Origin of the sequence: Streptodolium elevatio, from assembly GCF_040649515.1 — a bacterium.
Classification (GTDB): domain Bacteria; phylum Actinomycetota; class Actinomycetes; order Streptomycetales; family Streptomycetaceae; genus Yinghuangia; species Yinghuangia elevatio.
Window position 1 is genome coordinate 15,785 of record NZ_JBEZFP010000106.1, and the last position, 16,540, is coordinate 32,324.

At 71.7% G+C, this 16,540-nt stretch carries 15 protein-coding genes and 1 tRNA gene; 10 read left to right on the top strand and 6 right to left on the bottom strand.

What is annotated here, in order from left to right; genetic code table 11:
• Positions 1 to 199 precede the first annotated feature (199 nt).
• The 5 genes from AB0C36_RS31235 (at position 200) to pth (ending at position 4,580) form a co-directional block, all read left to right on the top strand.
• Positions 200 to 271, top strand: a tRNA-Gln gene (locus AB0C36_RS31235).
• A 136-nt stretch (positions 272 to 407) separates the two neighbouring features.
• Positions 408 to 1,955: a bifunctional UDP-N-acetylglucosamine diphosphorylase/glucosamine-1-phosphate N-acetyltransferase GlmU gene (glmU, locus tag AB0C36_RS31240; RefSeq protein ID WP_358360653.1), complete on the top strand. Its 1,548-nt coding sequence runs from the start codon at positions 408 to 410 to the stop codon at positions 1,953 to 1,955.
• Positions 1,952 to 2,929: a ribose-phosphate diphosphokinase gene (locus AB0C36_RS31245; RefSeq protein WP_358360656.1), complete on the top strand. Its 978-nt coding sequence runs from the start codon at positions 1,952 to 1,954 to the stop codon at positions 2,927 to 2,929. Before glmU ends, AB0C36_RS31245 begins: the two co-directional genes overlap by 4 nt.
• A gap of 372 nt (positions 2,930 to 3,301) precedes the next feature.
• Positions 3,302 to 3,913: a 50S ribosomal protein L25/general stress protein Ctc gene (locus tag AB0C36_RS31250; protein ID WP_358360659.1), complete on the top strand. Its 612-nt coding sequence runs from the start codon at positions 3,302 to 3,304 to the stop codon at positions 3,911 to 3,913.
• Between the two features lie 67 nt (positions 3,914 to 3,980).
• The gene (pth, locus tag AB0C36_RS31255) at positions 3,981 to 4,580 is read left to right on the top strand and encodes an aminoacyl-tRNA hydrolase (protein WP_358360662.1); all 600 of its coding nucleotides are present in this window, start codon (positions 3,981 to 3,983) and stop codon (positions 4,578 to 4,580) included.
• A 40-nt stretch (positions 4,581 to 4,620) separates the two neighbouring features.
• Here pth and AB0C36_RS31260 read toward each other — a convergent pair whose 3' ends face one another.
• Positions 4,621 to 5,103 (bottom strand): SUKH-3 domain-containing protein, encoded by a 483-nt coding sequence (locus tag AB0C36_RS31260; protein ID WP_358360664.1) that lies wholly within the window; start codon positions 5,101 to 5,103, stop codon positions 4,621 to 4,623.
• A 2-nt stretch (positions 5,104 to 5,105) separates the two neighbouring features.
• Positions 5,106 to 5,588: a YwqJ-related putative deaminase gene (locus AB0C36_RS31265; RefSeq protein WP_358360667.1), complete on the bottom strand. Its 483-nt coding sequence runs from the start codon at positions 5,586 to 5,588 to the stop codon at positions 5,106 to 5,108.
• Positions 5,589 to 6,042: 454 nt separating this feature from the next.
• Here AB0C36_RS31265 and AB0C36_RS31270 point away from each other — a divergent pair, with 454 nt between their 5' ends.
• From AB0C36_RS31270 to AB0C36_RS31290, 5 genes are all read left to right on the top strand, one after another.
• A complete protein-coding gene (locus tag AB0C36_RS31270; RefSeq protein WP_358360669.1) occupies positions 6,043 to 7,188 on the top strand; it encodes a Gfo/Idh/MocA family protein in 1,146 nt (381 codons plus the stop codon).
• Positions 7,189 to 7,194: 6 nt separating this feature from the next.
• Positions 7,195 to 8,232 (top strand): NAD-dependent epimerase/dehydratase family protein, encoded by a 1,038-nt coding sequence (locus tag AB0C36_RS31275; protein WP_358360670.1) that lies wholly within the window; start codon positions 7,195 to 7,197, stop codon positions 8,230 to 8,232.
• A gap of 111 nt (positions 8,233 to 8,343) precedes the next feature.
• The gene (locus AB0C36_RS31280; protein ID WP_358360673.1) at positions 8,344 to 9,522 is read left to right on the top strand and encodes a DegT/DnrJ/EryC1/StrS family aminotransferase; all 1,179 of its coding nucleotides are present in this window, start codon (positions 8,344 to 8,346) and stop codon (positions 9,520 to 9,522) included.
• Between the two features lie 119 nt (positions 9,523 to 9,641).
• Positions 9,642 to 10,757: a DegT/DnrJ/EryC1/StrS family aminotransferase gene (locus AB0C36_RS31285; RefSeq protein ID WP_358360676.1), complete on the top strand. Its 1,116-nt coding sequence runs from the start codon at positions 9,642 to 9,644 to the stop codon at positions 10,755 to 10,757.
• Entirely contained in the window at positions 10,754 to 12,271 is a 1,518-nt protein-coding gene (locus AB0C36_RS31290) for an MBL fold metallo-hydrolase (protein ID WP_358360678.1), read from the top strand. Before AB0C36_RS31285 ends, AB0C36_RS31290 begins: the two co-directional genes overlap by 4 nt.
• A 12-nt stretch (positions 12,272 to 12,283) precedes the next feature.
• On the opposite strand, the gene AB0C36_RS31295 is transcribed toward AB0C36_RS31290, so the two are convergent.
• From AB0C36_RS31295 to AB0C36_RS31310, 4 genes are read right to left on the bottom strand one after another with little or no spacing between them, the layout of a single operon-like run.
• Complete coding sequence (locus AB0C36_RS31295; RefSeq protein ID WP_358360681.1) at positions 12,284 to 13,252, bottom strand: methionyl-tRNA formyltransferase; 969 nt, start codon at positions 13,250 to 13,252, stop codon at positions 12,284 to 12,286.
• Positions 13,242 to 14,291, bottom strand: a complete 1,050-nt coding sequence (locus tag AB0C36_RS31300) for a hypothetical protein (protein ID WP_358360684.1) — start codon at positions 14,289 to 14,291, stop codon at positions 13,242 to 13,244. Before AB0C36_RS31300 ends, AB0C36_RS31295 begins: the two co-directional genes overlap by 11 nt.
• Before the next feature lie 37 nt (positions 14,292 to 14,328).
• Positions 14,329 to 15,588, bottom strand: coding sequence for a nucleotide sugar dehydrogenase (locus AB0C36_RS31305; protein WP_358360687.1), 1,260 nt, complete (start codon positions 15,586 to 15,588; stop codon positions 14,329 to 14,331).
• A 37-nt stretch (positions 15,589 to 15,625) separates the two neighbouring features.
• Positions 15,626 to 16,132, bottom strand: a complete 507-nt coding sequence (locus AB0C36_RS31310) for a hypothetical protein (protein ID WP_358360690.1) — start codon at positions 16,130 to 16,132, stop codon at positions 15,626 to 15,628.
• Positions 16,133 to 16,540 lie beyond the last annotated feature (408 nt).

The following is a 16,540-nucleotide window of genomic DNA, read 5'->3' on the forward strand; positions in this document are numbered from 1 at the left end:
CGGGTCCGTAGGTTGTCGCCAGTATGGCAGGCGACACGTGGAATGTGAGGTCTCCCCGAGTCAACCGGTTATCGCGCCCACGGGGTCGCACGTCGCTACCCGGTTTAACGCGCGGCATGCGGCGCGCGCGGGCTGGCATAGTAGGAGCCGACGACGGCGGGTCCGCGGACACGATTTCGCGGCGTGCCGGTCCGTTCGGTCCGCTGTGGTGTAATCGGCAGCACTGGGGTCTTTGGAACCCTATGTCCAGGTTCGAGTCCTGGCAGCGGAGCTCATGTCCGGGTGGCGGCTCCCCGGTGAGGCACCGGTATCCTCGCTAGTGTCCGGTCTTTCCGGCGTGTTCGGCCTGCCGTCGGCACGTTGTCACCGGACGGTCCCCCCGCAAGCAGAGCCGAGGAGCCACCTGCGTGAGCCCCGTCCGCCCCGCTGCCGTTGTCGTTCTCGCCGCGGGTGAGGGAACCCGCATGAGATCCGCGACCACGCCCAAGGTCCTGCATGCGCTCGCCGGGCGCAGCCTGGTCGGGCACGTCGTCGAGGCCGCGCGACGACTCGATCCGGAAGAACTCGTCGTCGTGGTCGGCCACGGCCGCGACCAGGTCACCGCGCATCTGGCCGAGCTCGACCCGGCCGCACTCACCGTCGTCCAGGAGCAGCAGAACGGCACCGGCCACGCCGTGCGCGTCGCCGTCGACGCGCTCGCCGACCAGGGCCGTGAGCCGTCCGGCACGGTCGTCGTGGTGTGCGGCGACACCCCGCTGCTGACCGCCGGCACGCTCGGCGCACTGGTCGAGACGCACCAACTGGAGGGCAACGCCGTCACGGTGCTGTCCGCGCACGTGCCCGACCCGGCCGGCTACGGCCGCATCGTCCGCATCGCCGACGACGCCCGCCCCGGCGAGGGCGGTACCGCGGTCGCCGGGATCGTCGAGCACAAGGACGCCACCGAGGCGCAGCGGGCGATCACCGAGATCAACTCCGGCGTCTACGCCTTCGACGGCAAGCTGTTGCGCGCCGCCCTGGCCGGTCTGACCACCGACAACAGCCAGGGCGAGGAGTACCTCACCGACACCCTGACCGTGCTGCGCGAGGCCGGGCACCGGGTCGGCGCGGTCGCCGCCGCCGACCACCGCGAGATCCTCGGCATCAACGACCGGGTGCAACTCGCGGAGGCGCGCGGGCTGTTGAACCGGCGCATCGTCGAGGACTGGATGCGCGCCGGGGTCACCGTCGTCGACCCGGCGACCACGTGGATCGACGTCGACGCGGTCCTGGAGGCCGACGCGGCGGTGCTGCCCAACACCCAGCTGCACGGCCGCACGGTGGTGCGGGCCGGCGCCGAGGTCGGGCCGAACTGCACGCTGCGTGACACCCGGGTCGAGGTCGGCGCGCACGTCCTGAACGCCACGTGCGAGGGTGCGGTGATCGGTCCGGGCGCGACGGTCGGGCCGTACACGTACCTGCGCCCGGGGACGGTGCTGGCCGCCAAGGCGAAGGCCGGCGGATTCGTCGAGATGAAGAACGCGCAGGTAGGCGAGGGTTCCAAGGTCCCGCACCTGTCCTACGTCGGGGATGCGACCATCGGTGTCGGCGCCAATATCGGTGCCGCTACGATTTTCGTGAATTACGACGGAGTCGCCAAGCACCACACCGTGGTGGGCGACCATGTACGAGTGGGCAGCGATTCGATGCTGGTAGCGCCGGTCACCATCGGTGACGGAGCGTACACCGCAGCCGGGTCGGTGATCACCGAGGACGTCCCGCCCGGAGCGATGGCGGTGGCGCGCGGTCGCCAACGGAACATCAAGGGCTGGGTCGTCCGGCGGCGCGCGGGTTCGCCTGCCGCCGAGGCGGCGCAGCGCAGCACGGCGCAGCGGGATGCGGCCGGGGACGTGCAGGACACGGCAGGGCCGACCGCCGGCCAGGTCGAGGCGAGCAACAAGGAGATGGATCAGTGACCGGGATCAAGCTGGCACCTGAGCGCAAGCTCATGCTGTTCACCGGCAGGGCCCACCCCGAGCTGGCGAAGGAAGTGGCGTCCGAGCTCGGTGCGACTCTTGTCCCGACCAAGGCTTTCGACTTCGCCAACGGTGAGATCTACGTACGTTTCGAGGAGTCCGTCCGCGGCTCCGACGCGTTCGTCATCCAGAGCCACACCGCTCCGATCAACACCTGGATCATGGAGCAGCTGATCATGGTCGACGCGCTGAAGCGGGCCTCCGCCAAGCGCATCACCGTGATCATCCCGTTCTACGGGTACGCCCGCCAGGACAAGAAGCACCGCGGCCGCGAGCCGATCTCGGCCCGCCTGATGGCCGACCTGTTCAAGACCGCGGGCGCCGACCGCCTGATGTGCGTGGACCTGCACACCTCGCAGATCCAGGGCTTCTTCGACGGCCCGGTGGACCACCTGTTCGCGCTGCCGCTGCTGGCCGACCACGTCGGCAACCGGGTGGACCGCGAGCGCCTGACCGTGGTGTCGCCGGACGCCGGCCGGGTGCGCGTGGCCGACCAGTGGACCGACCGCCTCGGCGCGCCGCTGGCGATCATCCACAAGCGCCGCGACCCGAACGTCGCCAACGAGGTCTCCGTGCACGAGGTCGTCGGTGAGGTAGAGGGCCGCACGTGTGTGCTGGTCGACGACATGATCGACACCGGCGGCACGATCTGCGCGGCCGCCGAGGCGCTGTTCGCCAACGGCGCGGCGGACGTCATCGTCGCCGCGACTCACGCGGTGCTGTCCGGCCCCGCGGTGGACCGCCTGAAGAACTCCCGGATCAGCGAGGTCATCGTGACCAACTCGCTGCCCATCCCGAACGACCGCCGCTTCGACAAGCTCACCGAGCTGTCGATCGCGCCGATGGTGGCCCGTGCCATCACCGAGGTCTTCGAGGACGGCTCGGTCACGAGCCTGTTCGAGGGCCACAGCTGAGCGGTCGCCCTCGGGCTCCCGGGAGTTCGTGTACCGGCCCAACGGGCCGGTGCGGAACGCCTCTTCGGACGCCGTCCGGTCTTCGCGACCGGGCGGCGTCCGGCTGTTCGGGGGTACCCGATTTCAGCCTCACCCGAGGTTGCGGGTAGGCTTACGGGGTTGCCCGGCGAGGGATGCGAGATCTTGCTCCGTGATCGACGCGGTAGCTGACGGCTTGCACGCTCCTCACAGGGTGCAGGGAACCCGGTGCCACTCGGGCACCACGGGGTCCGATCGAGTTCGTCCGCTTTCCGGCGTCGCTCGGATCGGGCTTCATCCATGGGGATCCCACCCCGCACATCCGCCACCGCGTCGTTTCGAGGAGTACCCGTCGTGTCCGAGGTCCGTATCGCCGCCGAGTCGCGTTCCGAGTTCGGCAAGGGCGCCGCGCGACGTGCCCGTCGCGAGGGCAAGGTTCCCGCCGTCCTGTACGGGCACGGCACCGCGCCGGTCCACCTGTCGCTGCCGGGCCACGACCTGATGCTCGCGCTGAAGACGCCGAACGTCCTGCTGTCCCTCGACGTGGACGGCAAGAAGGAGCTCGCGCTCCCCAAGGACGTGCAGCGCCACCCGATCAAGCGCCACCTCGAGCACGTGGACCTGATCCTGGTGAAGCGCGGCGAGAAGGTCGTCGTGGACGTCCCGGTCGTCGCCACCGGCACCGTCGCCCCCGGCGGCCTGCTGGAGACCGTCCTGGTCGCGCTGCCGATCGAGGCCGAGGCCACCCACCTGCCCGAGTCGATCGAGATCTCGGTCGAGGGCCTGGAGGCCGGCCAGTCCGTGCACGCCAAGGACGTCAAGCTGGCGTCCGGTTCGACCCTCGCGATCGACGGCGACGCCGTCGTGCTGCACGTCATGGTCCCGGCCGCGGCCGAGGCGGAGGCGTCCGACGAGGAGACCGTCGAGGCCGAGGCTCCGGCGGACGCCGAGCCCGTCGAGGCCTGATCCGCACCCGACGCGGACCGAGACAGCCCGAGCCGACACGGCCCGGACGACACGGGGAACACTCGACATGGTGACGCCGCAGGCCCACGCCGCCACGGACGACAACGGTCCGTGGCTGGTCGTGGGCCTCGGCAATCCCGGGCCCGAGTACCAAGGCAACCGCCACAACGTCGGGTTCATGGTCGCCGACCTCCTCGCGGCGCGCGTGGGCGGCAAGTTCAAGGCCCACAAGTCGCGTGCCCAGGTGCTGGAAGGCCGGCTCGCGGGCCGGCGCGTCGTGCTGGCCAAGCCCATGACGTACATGAACCTCTCCGGCGGACCGGTCACCGCGCTCCGGGACTTCTACAAGGTCCCGACCGAGCGGATCGTCGTCGTGCACGACGAACTCGACATCGACTTCGCGGTGCTGCGCCTCAAGCGCGGCGGCGGCGACAACGGCCACAACGGCCTGAAGCCGATCACCAAGTCGCTCGGGCCGGACTACTACCGAGTGCGGTTCGGCATCGGCCGACCGCCCGGGCGCATGGATGTCGCGGCGTACGTGCTCAAGGACTTCTCGTCGACCGAGCGCAAGGGCCTGGACGTCGAGGTGGACCGCGCCGCCGACGCCGTCGAGTCGCTCATCACCGACGGCCTCGAACGCGCGCAGAGTTTCTACAACTCCTGAACCGGCTTCTGCGACTCCTGAACTCCCGACGCCGCGGCGGCTACCAGCTGCCGTCGTCGCGCACGCGCGCCGGCGCGGTGCCCAGGATCAGTGTGATCAACGCCGCGTCCATGCTCTCGCCGAGGAACCACTCGCCGGTGTGGTCTATCGCGAACACCCGGCTCGACGGGTCGATCGCCAGGTAGCCCGCCCCGCCGTCCTCCCCGCCCAACGGGCACAGGTGCGTGCCGAGCGCGCGCCCGACGTCCCCCAGCGTGCGGGCCAGGTGCAGCCCCACCCTCGGATCGATGGTGAACGGCCGCAGCGCGACCGCCGCCCCCGGTCCGTCGACCGCCACGCGCAGCCCGCCGAACTCCGACCACGCGTCCAGTGCGGCCGGGAAGACCGTGTGCCGGTAGCCGTCCGGCGACGTGTGGTCGGCCACCTCCTTCGCCCAGGCCTCCGCCTGTTCGAGGCGCTTACGGCCCACCCGCCAGCCCGCGCGGCCCAGTTCGTACACCACCTCGGTCGGGAACCGTGACACGCTCAGCCCTCCGTCGCGGTGACGCCGAAGTGCTCCAGGAGCGCCGCGCACGAACGGCAGGGCGGCTGGTAACCGCCGTGCTCCGGGTCCCCCTCCTCGCGAATGCGACGCAGCGTCACACGTGCCCCCTTCAGTGCGCGCCGCGCGTCGGCCAGGGTGAAGGGCTTTTTGGCGGCGCGCCCCTTGCGTGATTCCTCGGCCTCGATGAGGTGTTCGGACAGCAGCTCGACCTCCGGGCACCGGCCGTTCCAGCGCTCGCGCTGGTCGGCGGGGAGCCCGGCGAGGAACTCGCGGACCAACGGGTGCGGTGCGGGCGCCGTGTCGCCCTTCGCCCCCGCCCTGGTACGCACCTTCTTGCCGGTGAACAGGGCCGCTGCCACGGCCGGGAGGATGCTGTCGCGCGGTACGCGCACGAGCACCGCCCCGGCGCCGTCCGTCGTGGTTTCCTGCGGTGCCCGGCTGGTCGTCGGGTTGAGCGGGGCCACGATCGCTTTCCTTCCTGCAACTGGTGCCGGCGTGAGTCTGCCGTTCTTCCGTCGGGCGTCTCGGACGCGTGTCCTTGTCACAGGGTGCCAAACGGAGTCGCACGCCACACAACCAGGGTGACCCTAAGTGATCACCGCCACAGACGCTATCGGAAACCGGAGTTCCGTTTTCCCGCGGCGGCCCGGAGGCCGGTTCCACGTCGCCCACCGGGTGGTTCCCGGACCACATCGCACGGTCCACCCCGATTTTTCTGCGGATGGGCACCCGCAGCGCCTCCCGGGCGCTAGCGTCGTGGGGACGGTCCGCAGCACGTCGACGAGCACGCCCGGGGTGGGGGTTCATGCCGGGTGCGCCGTCGGGGCGGAACGCGGTCGGCCGCGGGCACCGCGGGTGGGGATGTCGCAGGCCAGGGGGGCGTGTGGCAGGGGGAAGCCAAGGAGTTGACGTTTCGTCATGTCTTCTGTGGGGTTGGCGGTTGTCGGCGCCGGTTACTGGGGCCCGAATCTGGTACGCAACGCGCAGGCCACACCCGGGCTCCGGGTCGAGGCGTTGTGCGACCTGGACGAGGCCCGCGCCCGGGCGGTGCTCGGCGCCTACAGCACGGTCCGGGTGACGACGTCCTACGAGGACGTCCTGAACGACGACGCGGTGCAGGCCGTCGCCATCGCGACACCTGCCGCGACGCACTTCGAACTCGTGCGCGCCGCACTGGAGTCCGGCAAGCACGTGCTGGTCGAGAAGCCCATCACGTCGTCGCGCGCGGACGCCGTCAAGCTGGTGGAACTCGCCGAGCGCAACGGCCTGACGCTCATGTGCGACCACACGTTCTGCTACATGCCGGTGGTCCGCCGCATCCGCGACATGATCCACGGCGGCGAGCTGGGCGACGTGCAGTTCGTCGACTCGGTACGCATCAACCTCGGGCTCGTCCAACCCGACGTCGACGTGCTGTGGGACCTCGCGCCGCACGACCTGTCGATCCTCGACTTCATCCTGCCGCCCGGTGTGCACCCGATCTCGGTGTCCGCGCACGGCGCCGACCCGATCGGTACGGGGCGGGCCTGCCTGGCGTACCTCGTGCTGCGCCTGAACACCGGCGCCATGGCGCACGTGCACGTCAACTGGCTGTCGCCGACCAAGGTGCGTACGACGATCATCGGCGGGTCGCGCCGCACGCTGGTGTGGGACGACATGAACCCGGCCGCCCGGCTCCACGTGCACGACAAGGGGATAGACCTCGCGCAGGACGCCGCGCTCGGCCGCGAGGCGCGCTACAGCAAGCTCGTGTCGTACCGCACCGGCGACGTGGTGTCGCCCGCGCTGCCGGAGACCGAGGCGTTGCGCGGCGTCATGGCCGAGTTCGCGTCGGCGATCGCGGAGACACGGCCCGCGCTGACCGACGGACGGTCGGGCCTGCGCGTGCTCGAACTGCTCGAGGCCGCCTCGCGCAGCCTGGAGACGGGGGGCCACGCGGTCCCGGTGGGACCCGGGGTTCCGGCCGCCCGGCCGGTGCCCGTGCCCGCATCTGTACCGGTGGCCGCGTCGGTCGCCGCCGCGACGCCGATCCAGCCGGTTTCCCCGGCGCCGACGAAGGGCTGAACACGCATGGCACCCGAGCCCCTTGAGCCGACGGAAGCTGAGCACGGCGTGGACGCGGCCGCCCCCGGCACCCCGGCGGTGTCCCTCGCCGGCTCCCGATGCCTCGTCACCGGCGGTGCGGGGACGATCGGTTCGACGATTGCCGACCAGCTCCTCGACGCGGGCGCGCGCGAAGTGGTCGTGCTCGACGACCTGACGCGCGGGCGGCGCGAGAACCTCGCGTACGCCCTCGACCCCGCCCGCGAGGGCCGCTGCCGCCTCGTCGAAGGCGACATCCGCGACCGCGCCCTGCTCTCCGATCTGATGCCGGGCACCGATGTGGTCTTCCACCTCGCCGCGATCCGCATCACGCAGTGCGTCGAGGACCCGAGGCTGGCCCTCGAAGTGCTCGTGGACGGCACGTTCGACGTGCTTGAGGCCGCGCAGAAGGCGGGGGTGCGCAAGGTGGTGGCCTCGTCGTCCGCATCGGTCTACGGCCTCGCCGAGGAGTTCCCGACGACCGAGAAGCACCACCCGTACGACAACGACACGATCTACGGCGCCGCGAAGCTGTTCAACGAGGGCCTGCTGCGCAGCTTCCGGGCGATGTACGGCATCGACTACGTGGCGCTGCGCTACTTCAACGTGTACGGCCCGCGGATGGACATCCACGGCCTCTACACCGAAGTGCTGATCCGCTGGATGGAGCGCATCTCGAAGGGCGAGCCCCCGCTGATCTTCGGCGACGGCCTGCAGACCATGGACTTCGTGCACACCGCCGACATCGCGCGCGCGAACCTGCTGGCCGTCCAGGCCCCGGTGACCGGCGAGGTCTACAACATCGCGTCCGGCGTCGAGACGTCGCTCAAGGAGCTGGCCGAGCGGCTGCTCGTCGCGATGGACTCCGAACTGGGCGTGGAACACGGCCCGGAGCGCGCCGTGAACGGTGTCACGCGGCGCCTCGCGGACACCGGCAAGGCCGAGCGCGACCTCGGCTTCCGCGCCGAGATCGGGCTCGACGAGGGGCTGCGCCAACTCGTGCGGTGGTGGGTGGACAGCAAGTGACGGCGGCCGTAGGGGGCGGTTGACCGAGGAGCGGTGGGACCGGGCGGCCGGACGAGGCGGCCGCCCGAGGCAAGTGGACAAACGTGGGGGGAAATCCGTGTGGGGGGTTCGGTGAGCGAGCGTATTCCGGTCATGCGGCCGTGGTTCGGTCCGGAGGAGGCGGAGGCGGCGGCCGAGGCCGTGCGCTCCGGGTGGGTGGCCCAGGGGCCGAGAGTGGCCGCGTTCGAGGCGGCGTTCGCCGAGCGGGTCGGCGCGGCCGACGCGGTCGCGGTGTCGTCGTGCACGACCGCGCTGCATCTGGCGCTGATCGGCGCCGGGGTCGGTCCAGGCGACGAAGTCGTGGTCCCGTCGCTGTCGTTCATCGCGACCGCGAACGCGGTGCGGTACGTGGGCGCGAGCCCCGTCTTCGCGGACGTGGACATCGAGACCGGCAACCTCACGGCGGACACCGTCGACGCGGTGCGCACGCCTCGCACGCGGGCCGTGATCCTGGTCGATCAGGGCGGCGTGCCCGCCGACCTCGACGCGGTACGCGAACTCTGCGATCCGCTGGGCATCGTCGTGGTCGAGGACGCCGCGTGCGGGGCCGGCTCCCGGCTGCGCGGCCGCCAAATCGGCGCGGGGGCGGCCTTCGCGACCTACTCGTTCCACCCGCGCAAGCTGCTCACCTGCGGCGAGGGCGGCATGGTCACGGTGGACCGGGCCGATGTCGCCGTCCGGCTGCGGCGGTTGCGCGAGCACGGCATGAGCGTCAGCGCGGCGGACCGCGACGCGGCCGACCGGGGCGGCGCGCCGCCGGTTCTGGAGACGTACGACGAACTCGGCTTCAACTACCGCATGACCGACGTCCAGGCCGCCATCGGACTCGTGCAACTCGGGCGCTTGGACGCCATGGTCGAGCGCCGCCGGAAGCTGGCGGACCGGTACCGCAGGCTGCTGGCCGGGGTGCCGGGGCTGCGGCTCGTCGCGGACCCCGAGTACGGCACGACGAACTACCAGGCGTGCTGGGCGCTGCTCCCCGAGGACTTCCCGCTCGAACGCGACGCGCTCCTGGGCCGACTGTCCGCCGAGGGCATATCGGCGCGGCGCGGCATCATGGCGGCGCACCTGGAGCCCGCGTACGCCGACACCCCCCACGGGCCGCTTCCCGCGACCGAGCGCCTGACCCGGGACTCGCTGATCCTGCCGCTCTTCCACGATCTGACGGAAGCTCAGCAGGACCGTGTGGTCTCGGTGTTGTACGCGGCGGCGGGCGTCGCCGCACCGGAGCTGGCGGAGGCGGGGGCATGAGTCAGGAGACGAGCCCGGCATCGAGTCCGGCAGCGAGCCCGGCAGCGAGGCCGGCGTCGAGTCCGGCGACTGACGCGACGGCGAACCCCGCGACGAGCCCGGCCGCCGGGAACGTCCCCTTGGTCGACCTGTTGGCCGGACACGCCGAGGTCGCCGCCGAGGTGGAGGAGGGCTTCGCCCGCGTCCTGGCCACCGGCGCGTTCATCAAGGGCCCGGATGTGGCGGCCTTCGAAGCCGAGTTCGCCGCGTTCAGCGGAACCGCGCACTGCGTCGGCGTCGCCAACGGCACCGACGCTCTCGAACTCGCGCTGCGCGCCGCCGAGATGCCGGCCGGCGCCGGGGTGGTCATGCCCGCCAACACCTTTGTGGCGTCCGCGGAAGCGGTCGTCCGGGCCGGCGGCAGGCCGGTGTTCGCGGACGTGGACGACGAGTTCCTGCTCCTCGACCCGGAGCGTGCCGCCGAATCGCGCGGCGACGCCTGGGGCCTGCTGCCCGTCCATCTGAACGGCCAACTCGCCCCGATGGCACCGCTGGCGGCCTTGGCCGCCGAGACCGGGCTGCGGCTGTTCGAGGACGCCGCGCAGTGCCAAGGCGCCACCCAGGACGGCCGCGGCGCCGGATCGTGGGGCCTTGCCGCCGGCACCAGTTTCTACCCGGGCAAGAACCTCGGGGCGTACGGCGACGGCGGCGCGGTGCTCACGAACGATGCCGAAATCGACCGGCTGGTCCGTGAGTTGGGCGACCACGGCTCGTCCCGCAAGTACGTGCACGACCGGCTCGGCTTCAACTCCCGTCTCGACACCCTGCAGGCGGTCGTGCTGCGCGCGAAACTGCGGAGGCTCGCCGACTGGAACGCCGCCCGCCGGGCCGCGGCGGCCCGGTACGACGCGCTGCTGGCGGACTTCGAGGACGTACGGCTGCCGCGTACCGCACCCGGCAACGTGCACGTGTGGCACCTCTACGCGGTCCGCGTACCGCGGCGCGACGAGGTGTTGGCGGAACTCAACGCCGCCGGCATCGGCGCCGGGATCCACTACCCGGTGCCGGTTCACCTCCAGCCCGCCTTCCGCGAACTCGGCCACCGTCCGGGTGACTTCCCGGTGGCCGAACGGGCGGCGGCGGAGATCCTGACGCTGCCGCTGTTCCCGCAGATCACCGAGGAGCAGCAGGTCCGCGTGGCCGAGGCGCTGGGCAAGGCGCTGGCCCGGGCGGGAGCCTCCGGGAGCGGCGCATGACCGGCCGCACGCTGCCCCGAGGCGCCCGCATCCGGTCGCTCGGGCACGCGTCCTACGAGATCGAGCACGCGGGTGTGCGGCTGTTGATCGACCCGTGGTTCCACCCGGCGTTCCTGGGCTCGTGGTTCCCGTTCCCGGACAACCGGCCGCTGCTGGACGACGTGGTGACGAACGTGTACGACCTGCTCTACCTGTCGCACGCGCACGAGGACCACTTCGACGAGCGGACCCTCGAACTCATCGACCGCGACGCGACGACCGTTGTCGTGCCGCGCTTCCGCTCCAAGGCGCTGGTGCGGCGGCTGGAGGAGCTGGGCTTCCGTACCGTGGTCAGCCTCGGGCACAAGGAACGCCACGAGGTGGCCGACGGGTTCGTGCTCACGATGCTCCTCGACACAAGCCACAAGGAGGACAGCGGGCTCGTCGTCGACCTCGACGGCTTCCGCTTCCTCGACCTCAACGACTGCAACACCCCGCTGTCCGAACTGCCCACCGACGTGGACCTGTTGTCGGCGCAGTACTCGGGAGCCATGTGGTACCCGAACTGCTACGCCTACCCGGACGAGGTGCAGCGCCGCAAGACCGCGGAGGTGCGCGGCGACCTGTTCGACACGCTCGTGCGCAAGGTGCGGCTGACGGGTGCGTCCGCGTACCTCCCAGCGGCGGGCCCGCCGTGCTTCCTCGACCCCGAGTTGGAGCGGTTCAACGACCGTACGGCGACCATCTTCCCGGTGTGGGACGACCTGGCCGACGACTTCGCGGCGGCCTGCCCCGGGGTGGCGGCGGTCTGCCTGGAACCGGGCGACGCGCTGACCGCGGACGGACCCGTCGAGTCGGGCCTGCCGGGGCGCGCGGCGTGGCGGGAGGACCCGGAGGGGTACCTCGCGGCGTACCGGGTGCGCCGGGCGGACGAGTGGGCGGCGTACCACGAGGAACCGTTCGAGCCGGTGGGGGCCGAGGAACTGAGCGGGTACTTCGCCAAGTTGACGAGCTGGAACAAGCGGTTCCTGGCCGACTACGAGCGCGACGTGCGGCTGGTCGCGGACGGCGTCACGTGGGCGGTACGCCTGGGCCGGGTCGGCGGCGTGCTGGAGGAGGACCCGGTCGACGCGGGCTACACCATCCACGTTCCGCCGCGCGCCCTGCGGGCGATCGTGGACGGGCGCATCGGGTGGGAGGAGGCGCTGCTGTCGCTGCGGCTGAGCCTGCACCGCGACCCGGACGTGTTCGACCTGACGCTGATGAGCCTGCTGCGCTACGGCAACCAGCCCGCCCAGACCATGCAGATGGTCCGCGAACGGGACGAGGCTGCGTCGGGCGAGACGATCGAGCGCTGCGGGTACGCCTTCCAGCGGTTCTGCCCGCACGCGGGGGAGGACCTCGCGCACGCCGACATCGAGGACGGCGTCGTCGAATGCCCGCGACACCACTGGAAGTGGGACCTGGCGACCGGTGAATGCGTCTCGGGCGGCACGGTTCCGCTGCGCGTCGACCCGTCGGAACGGGTGCCGTAGCAGCCGACGGCCTCAGCCGTCTTCCCGGGTGGGCGCGGCGCGCAGCAGGCGCAGCAGGTCCGCGGTGCGCAGGCCGAGGGTCGTCTTGACCGACCTGATCACGCTCGCGGCCGGCACCGCCGCGGACTCGCCGTCCCCGACCGCGACTTCGTGGACGCGCAGAACGCCATCGCCGGTCAGCACGTCGACCCAGCCCGCGCCGGTGCGGTCGACCAGGACCACGCGTCCCGGGACTCGGCCGGTGTAGTCGGGGGCGTCGGGGGCGGGCTCGGCGCGCAGGATGCGCAGGGTTTCGAGGCCGAGGTGCGTGAAGGCGCCGGGGTACGGCGGCGTCAGCGCGCGGATCAGCCGATCGGTCACCGCGGTCGGTGCGGACCACGCGATCTCGCCGTCCTCGGGCAGCCGGGTGCAGCCGTACGTCGCCAGGGAGTGGTCCTGGGGATCGCCCTCGTCGCCGGCCAGGCGGCGGGCGACGGCGTCCGCGAGAACGGCGCGCTGGCGGCCGTTGAGGCGGTCGTACAGGTCGGTCACCGTGTCGCGCGGACCGATCGGGACGGACTCCTGGTGCAGGATGCCCCCGGCGTCCAGCCCCGGGGCCATGGTGTGCACCGAGATGGCCGTCTCGGCGTCGCCGTTGACGATCGCCCAGTTGACGTTGGCCCGGCCGCGCCCGCGCGGCAGCGGCGAGTAGTGCACGTTGACGAACGGGCAGCGGGAGAGCAGGCGGTCGGGGAGGATGCGGTCGTACGACGAGACCACGACGGCTTCGGGAGCCAGGCGTTCGACGAGCGCCTCGATGTCGGCGACGCGCGTGCCGGGTTCGACGGGTACGCCGAGTTTCCCGGCGTACGCGGTCGTGTCGTCGTCGCCGGGGCGTACCAGTGCCACGACGTCGAAGCGCTCGGCCAGGGCCTCGAGTGCGTCTCGGGTGGTCGGGCCGATACCGACGAGGAGCACGCGCGGCTTCGCCTCAGAGGTCATCGATGTACTCCCTGTCCTCGTCACTGCGCAACTCCGGCCTGGTGAGCAGGATCTGAGCGACCTTCAGCCCGCCCGCCTGAAGCCGCACGATCGGTTCCGGGCCGACCGCGGACGGCAGGATCGCCATGTGCCCCGGCGCGGGGCCGACGGGCGGCCAGAACGGCACGCCGCTCGCGGTCAGCGCCTCGCGGTCGAGGTCGCCCCACACCTGCACGACCGCGGCCCCCGGCCAACGGGCGGCGATCCTGGCCGCCTCGGCGGCGCCGATGACGGGCCGGTCGCCGGGGCGCAGCGCGACCACGACGGCGTCGACGTCCTCCGGGGTGTTCACCAGGTCCAGCGAGTCCGCGCCGTGCACCTGCGCGCCGGCCCGGACGAGGCCGTCGACGATCTCCGGCTCGAAGGGGTTGTCGCACAGGACGACGCAGTTCGCCCCGTAGACCGCGACGCCGCAGTCCGACAGCAGGCGCACCACCATGGCGCGGTGGTGGTCGAACACGCCGACGGACGGGTGGTGTTCGTTGGTGCCCGCGTGGGAGATGCCGCGTTCCCGCAGGGCGGCGAGGTCCACGTCCTGGCGGCCGAGGCCGATCTCCCATGCCTCGTACATCAGGGGGACGACGGCGGTGGGCTTGAGGCGGGCGACGAACTCCGCGTCGATGGGCCGGAGATGGCCGCTGTTGGTCACGACGTCCGCCGCCTCGATATGACGTGGCGTCAACTCGGTGACGATGTCGATGGGTTGCCGGGTGCCCGCGAACAGGGCGACCAGGCCGGTGAGGTGGCGTACCTCCTCGGCGGTGCCGTACCTGGTGTCGCGGGTCAGCGCGATCACGCGCGCGCCGGCGAGCGAGGCGAGGACCGGGGTGACCGCGTACGCCCCGGTCGCCGCCTCGGTGAGCACCGTACGGCCGGTCAGGTCGAGCTTCAGATCGGCGACCGCGCGTACCGCGAGCCGGGCCAGGCGTTCCGGGGCGAACCCCGGCCGCGGATCGACAGGTGGCCCGCCTGCGCTCGACGCCCCCGTGGCGTTGTTCACGACCCCTCCACTCCGGTCACCGCTGATCGGACGACTGCTACAGCACCTCGACGTTGTCCGCGCGGCCCAGCGAGCGGCGGCAGTCGAGGATGTACGCGGCGTGCTCGCGCACCAGCGCGAGGTCCAGGTCGTCGTGGTCGACCAGCAGGACCACCGCGTCCGCCGCGGCGACCGCCTCGGCCGTCAGCTCCACGCGGACCAGCCGGGCGTCGACCCGCTGCGCGAGGTCGACGTGCGGGTCCACCGCGCTGACCTCGGCGCCGAGGTCCAGCAGCAGGCGGGCGATCCGCGTCGACGGCGACTCGCGCGCGTCGCCGGTGTTCTTCTTGTACGCGAGACCGAGCAGCAGCACGCGCGACCCGTTGACCGAGCGCTGCCGGGCGTTGAACGCGGCGGTGAGGCGGCGTACCACGTAGTCGGGCATGTGGTTGTTGACGTCGTTGGCCAGTTCGACGAACCGGAAGCTCTGCCCGAGAGTGCGCTGCACGCGCCACGACAGGTACGACGGGTCGATCGGCAGGCAGTGGCCGCCGACGCCGGGCCCGGGGGTGAAGCGCATGAAGCCGAACGGCTTCGTCGAGCACGCGTCGATCGCCTCCCACACGTCGATGCCCAGGTCGTGGGCGAACATCGCGACCTCGTTGACGAGCGCGATGTTGACGTGCCGGAAGGTGTTCTCGATCAGCTTGACGAGCTCGGCCTCCTTGGGCGACGTGACCGGCACCGTGCGGTCCACCAGCGAGCCGTAGAACCCGTCGACGACGGCCAGCGATTCGGCGTCGATCCCGGAGACCACCTTCGGCGTGTTGACCAGGTTCCACGTCGGATTGCCCGGGTCGATGCGCTCGGGGCTGTAGCCGAGGTGGAAGTCCCGCCCGGCGGCCAGCCCGGAGCCCTCCTCCAGCAGCGGCCCGACCAACTCCTCGGTCGTGCCCGGGTACGTCGTCGACTCCAGCACCACCGTCGCGCCCGGCCGCAGATACCGGGACAGCGTGCGCGCGCAGTCCTCGATGTACGTCAGATCCGGCACGCCCTCGCGCAGCGGCGTGGGCACCGTGATGACCGCGATGTCGAACCCGCCCAGCTCGCGCGGCTCGGCGGTGGCGCGGTAGCGGCCCGCGTCCAGGATCTCCTTGACCTGCGCCGACGGGATGTCCTCGACATAGGACTCGCCCGCGGCAAGCTGCTTCACCCGCCGTGCGTCGGTGTCGTAGCCGACGACGTCGTGGCCGACCTGCGCCGCGCGTACCGCCAGCGGCAGCCCGACGTACCCCTGACCCGCGATGACCACCCGCATGCTGTTCCCCTCCCCAAGAACCCTTGCCGTCCCCGCGCTAGCGGGGCTTGGCGGCGATATGCGACACCACGAGCCCGCCCCGGCGCTCCCGGCGCACGACGGCGTCCGGGAACAACCGCTCCAACTCCGCCCGCCGAACGCGCGCGGCGCGCACCCAGTAGCGGGAGGCGAGCCCGCGCACCGCCCCCGCGAGCGCCTCGCGCCGACGACCGGACTCGACCTCGAACAGCCCGTCGCACAGGGCGACGTCGTACGCTCCGGCGTACGTCACCGGATCGCCGACCCCGAGCTCCAGCCACGACAGCACCCGCCGCGGCTTGGCGTCGATGCCGACCACCTCGACATGCGCCGGCCGCACCGGCGCGTGCAACCAGAAGTCGACGGACCCGCCGAGGTCGACCACCCGCAGCTTGTCGATGTCCGGGAACGCCTCGCGAAACCACTCCCACCGACGAGCGCGCGTCGCGGCGTCGAACTGCGCCGCGACGGGCACGACGAACCGCCCGGCGGCCCCCCGTACGACCCGCCGCACATCGGCACGCAAATCCCGCACCCGATACCCCCAGCCCCCCGGCCCCACGGCCACCCCCGGCCGCACCCCGTCAGGCTATGCGACAACCCACCCGCCCGGCGGCAATTCCCCCGACACCCCTGCCAACCGTCCCTCACCGCCGCGACCCGCCTGGGTAGTTCCAGGTGGCCATTCACCTTGCTCTGGTGCGTTCCGCTGTTGCTCCGGGGTCGGTCGGCCCTTGGGCAGGGTGTGGCGCTTTTGTTTGAGTGCGCCCGTAGCACACATTTTCGTGACTGCGCTCGTTCCTCGCTCCGTCACGAAAATGTGCACTCCGACCGCTGACTTTCCTTCACCTCCACTCGCTTCGCTCCCTCCGACGCAGGAAAGTCTGCTTGGCGGCCTCCGGCCGCGGGGGGGGCGTAGCGGGCGGCTAAAACC

What these genes read in the sequence shown, in the direction of transcription:
- AB0C36_RS31270 (WP_358360669.1), top strand. Translation starts at nt 6,043, where the DNA reads ATGTCTTCTGTGGGGTTGGCGGTTGTCGGCGCCGGTTACTGGGGCCCG.
- AB0C36_RS31290 (WP_358360678.1), top strand. Translation starts at nt 10,754, where the DNA reads ATGACCGGCCGCACGCTGCCCCGAGGCGCCCGCATCCGGTCGCTCGGG.
- AB0C36_RS31275 (WP_358360670.1), top strand. Translation starts at nt 7,195, where the DNA reads ATGGCACCCGAGCCCCTTGAGCCGACGGAAGCTGAGCACGGCGTGGAC.
- pth (WP_358360662.1), top strand. Translation starts at nt 3,981, where the DNA reads ATGGTGACGCCGCAGGCCCACGCCGCCACGGACGACAACGGTCCGTGG.
- AB0C36_RS31295 (WP_358360681.1), bottom strand. Translation starts at nt 13,252, where the DNA reads ATGACCTCTGAGGCGAAGCCGCGCGTGCTCCTCGTCGGTATCGGCCCG.
- AB0C36_RS31305 (WP_358360687.1), bottom strand. Translation starts at nt 15,588, where the DNA reads ATGCGGGTGGTCATCGCGGGTCAGGGGTACGTCGGGCTGCCGCTGGCG.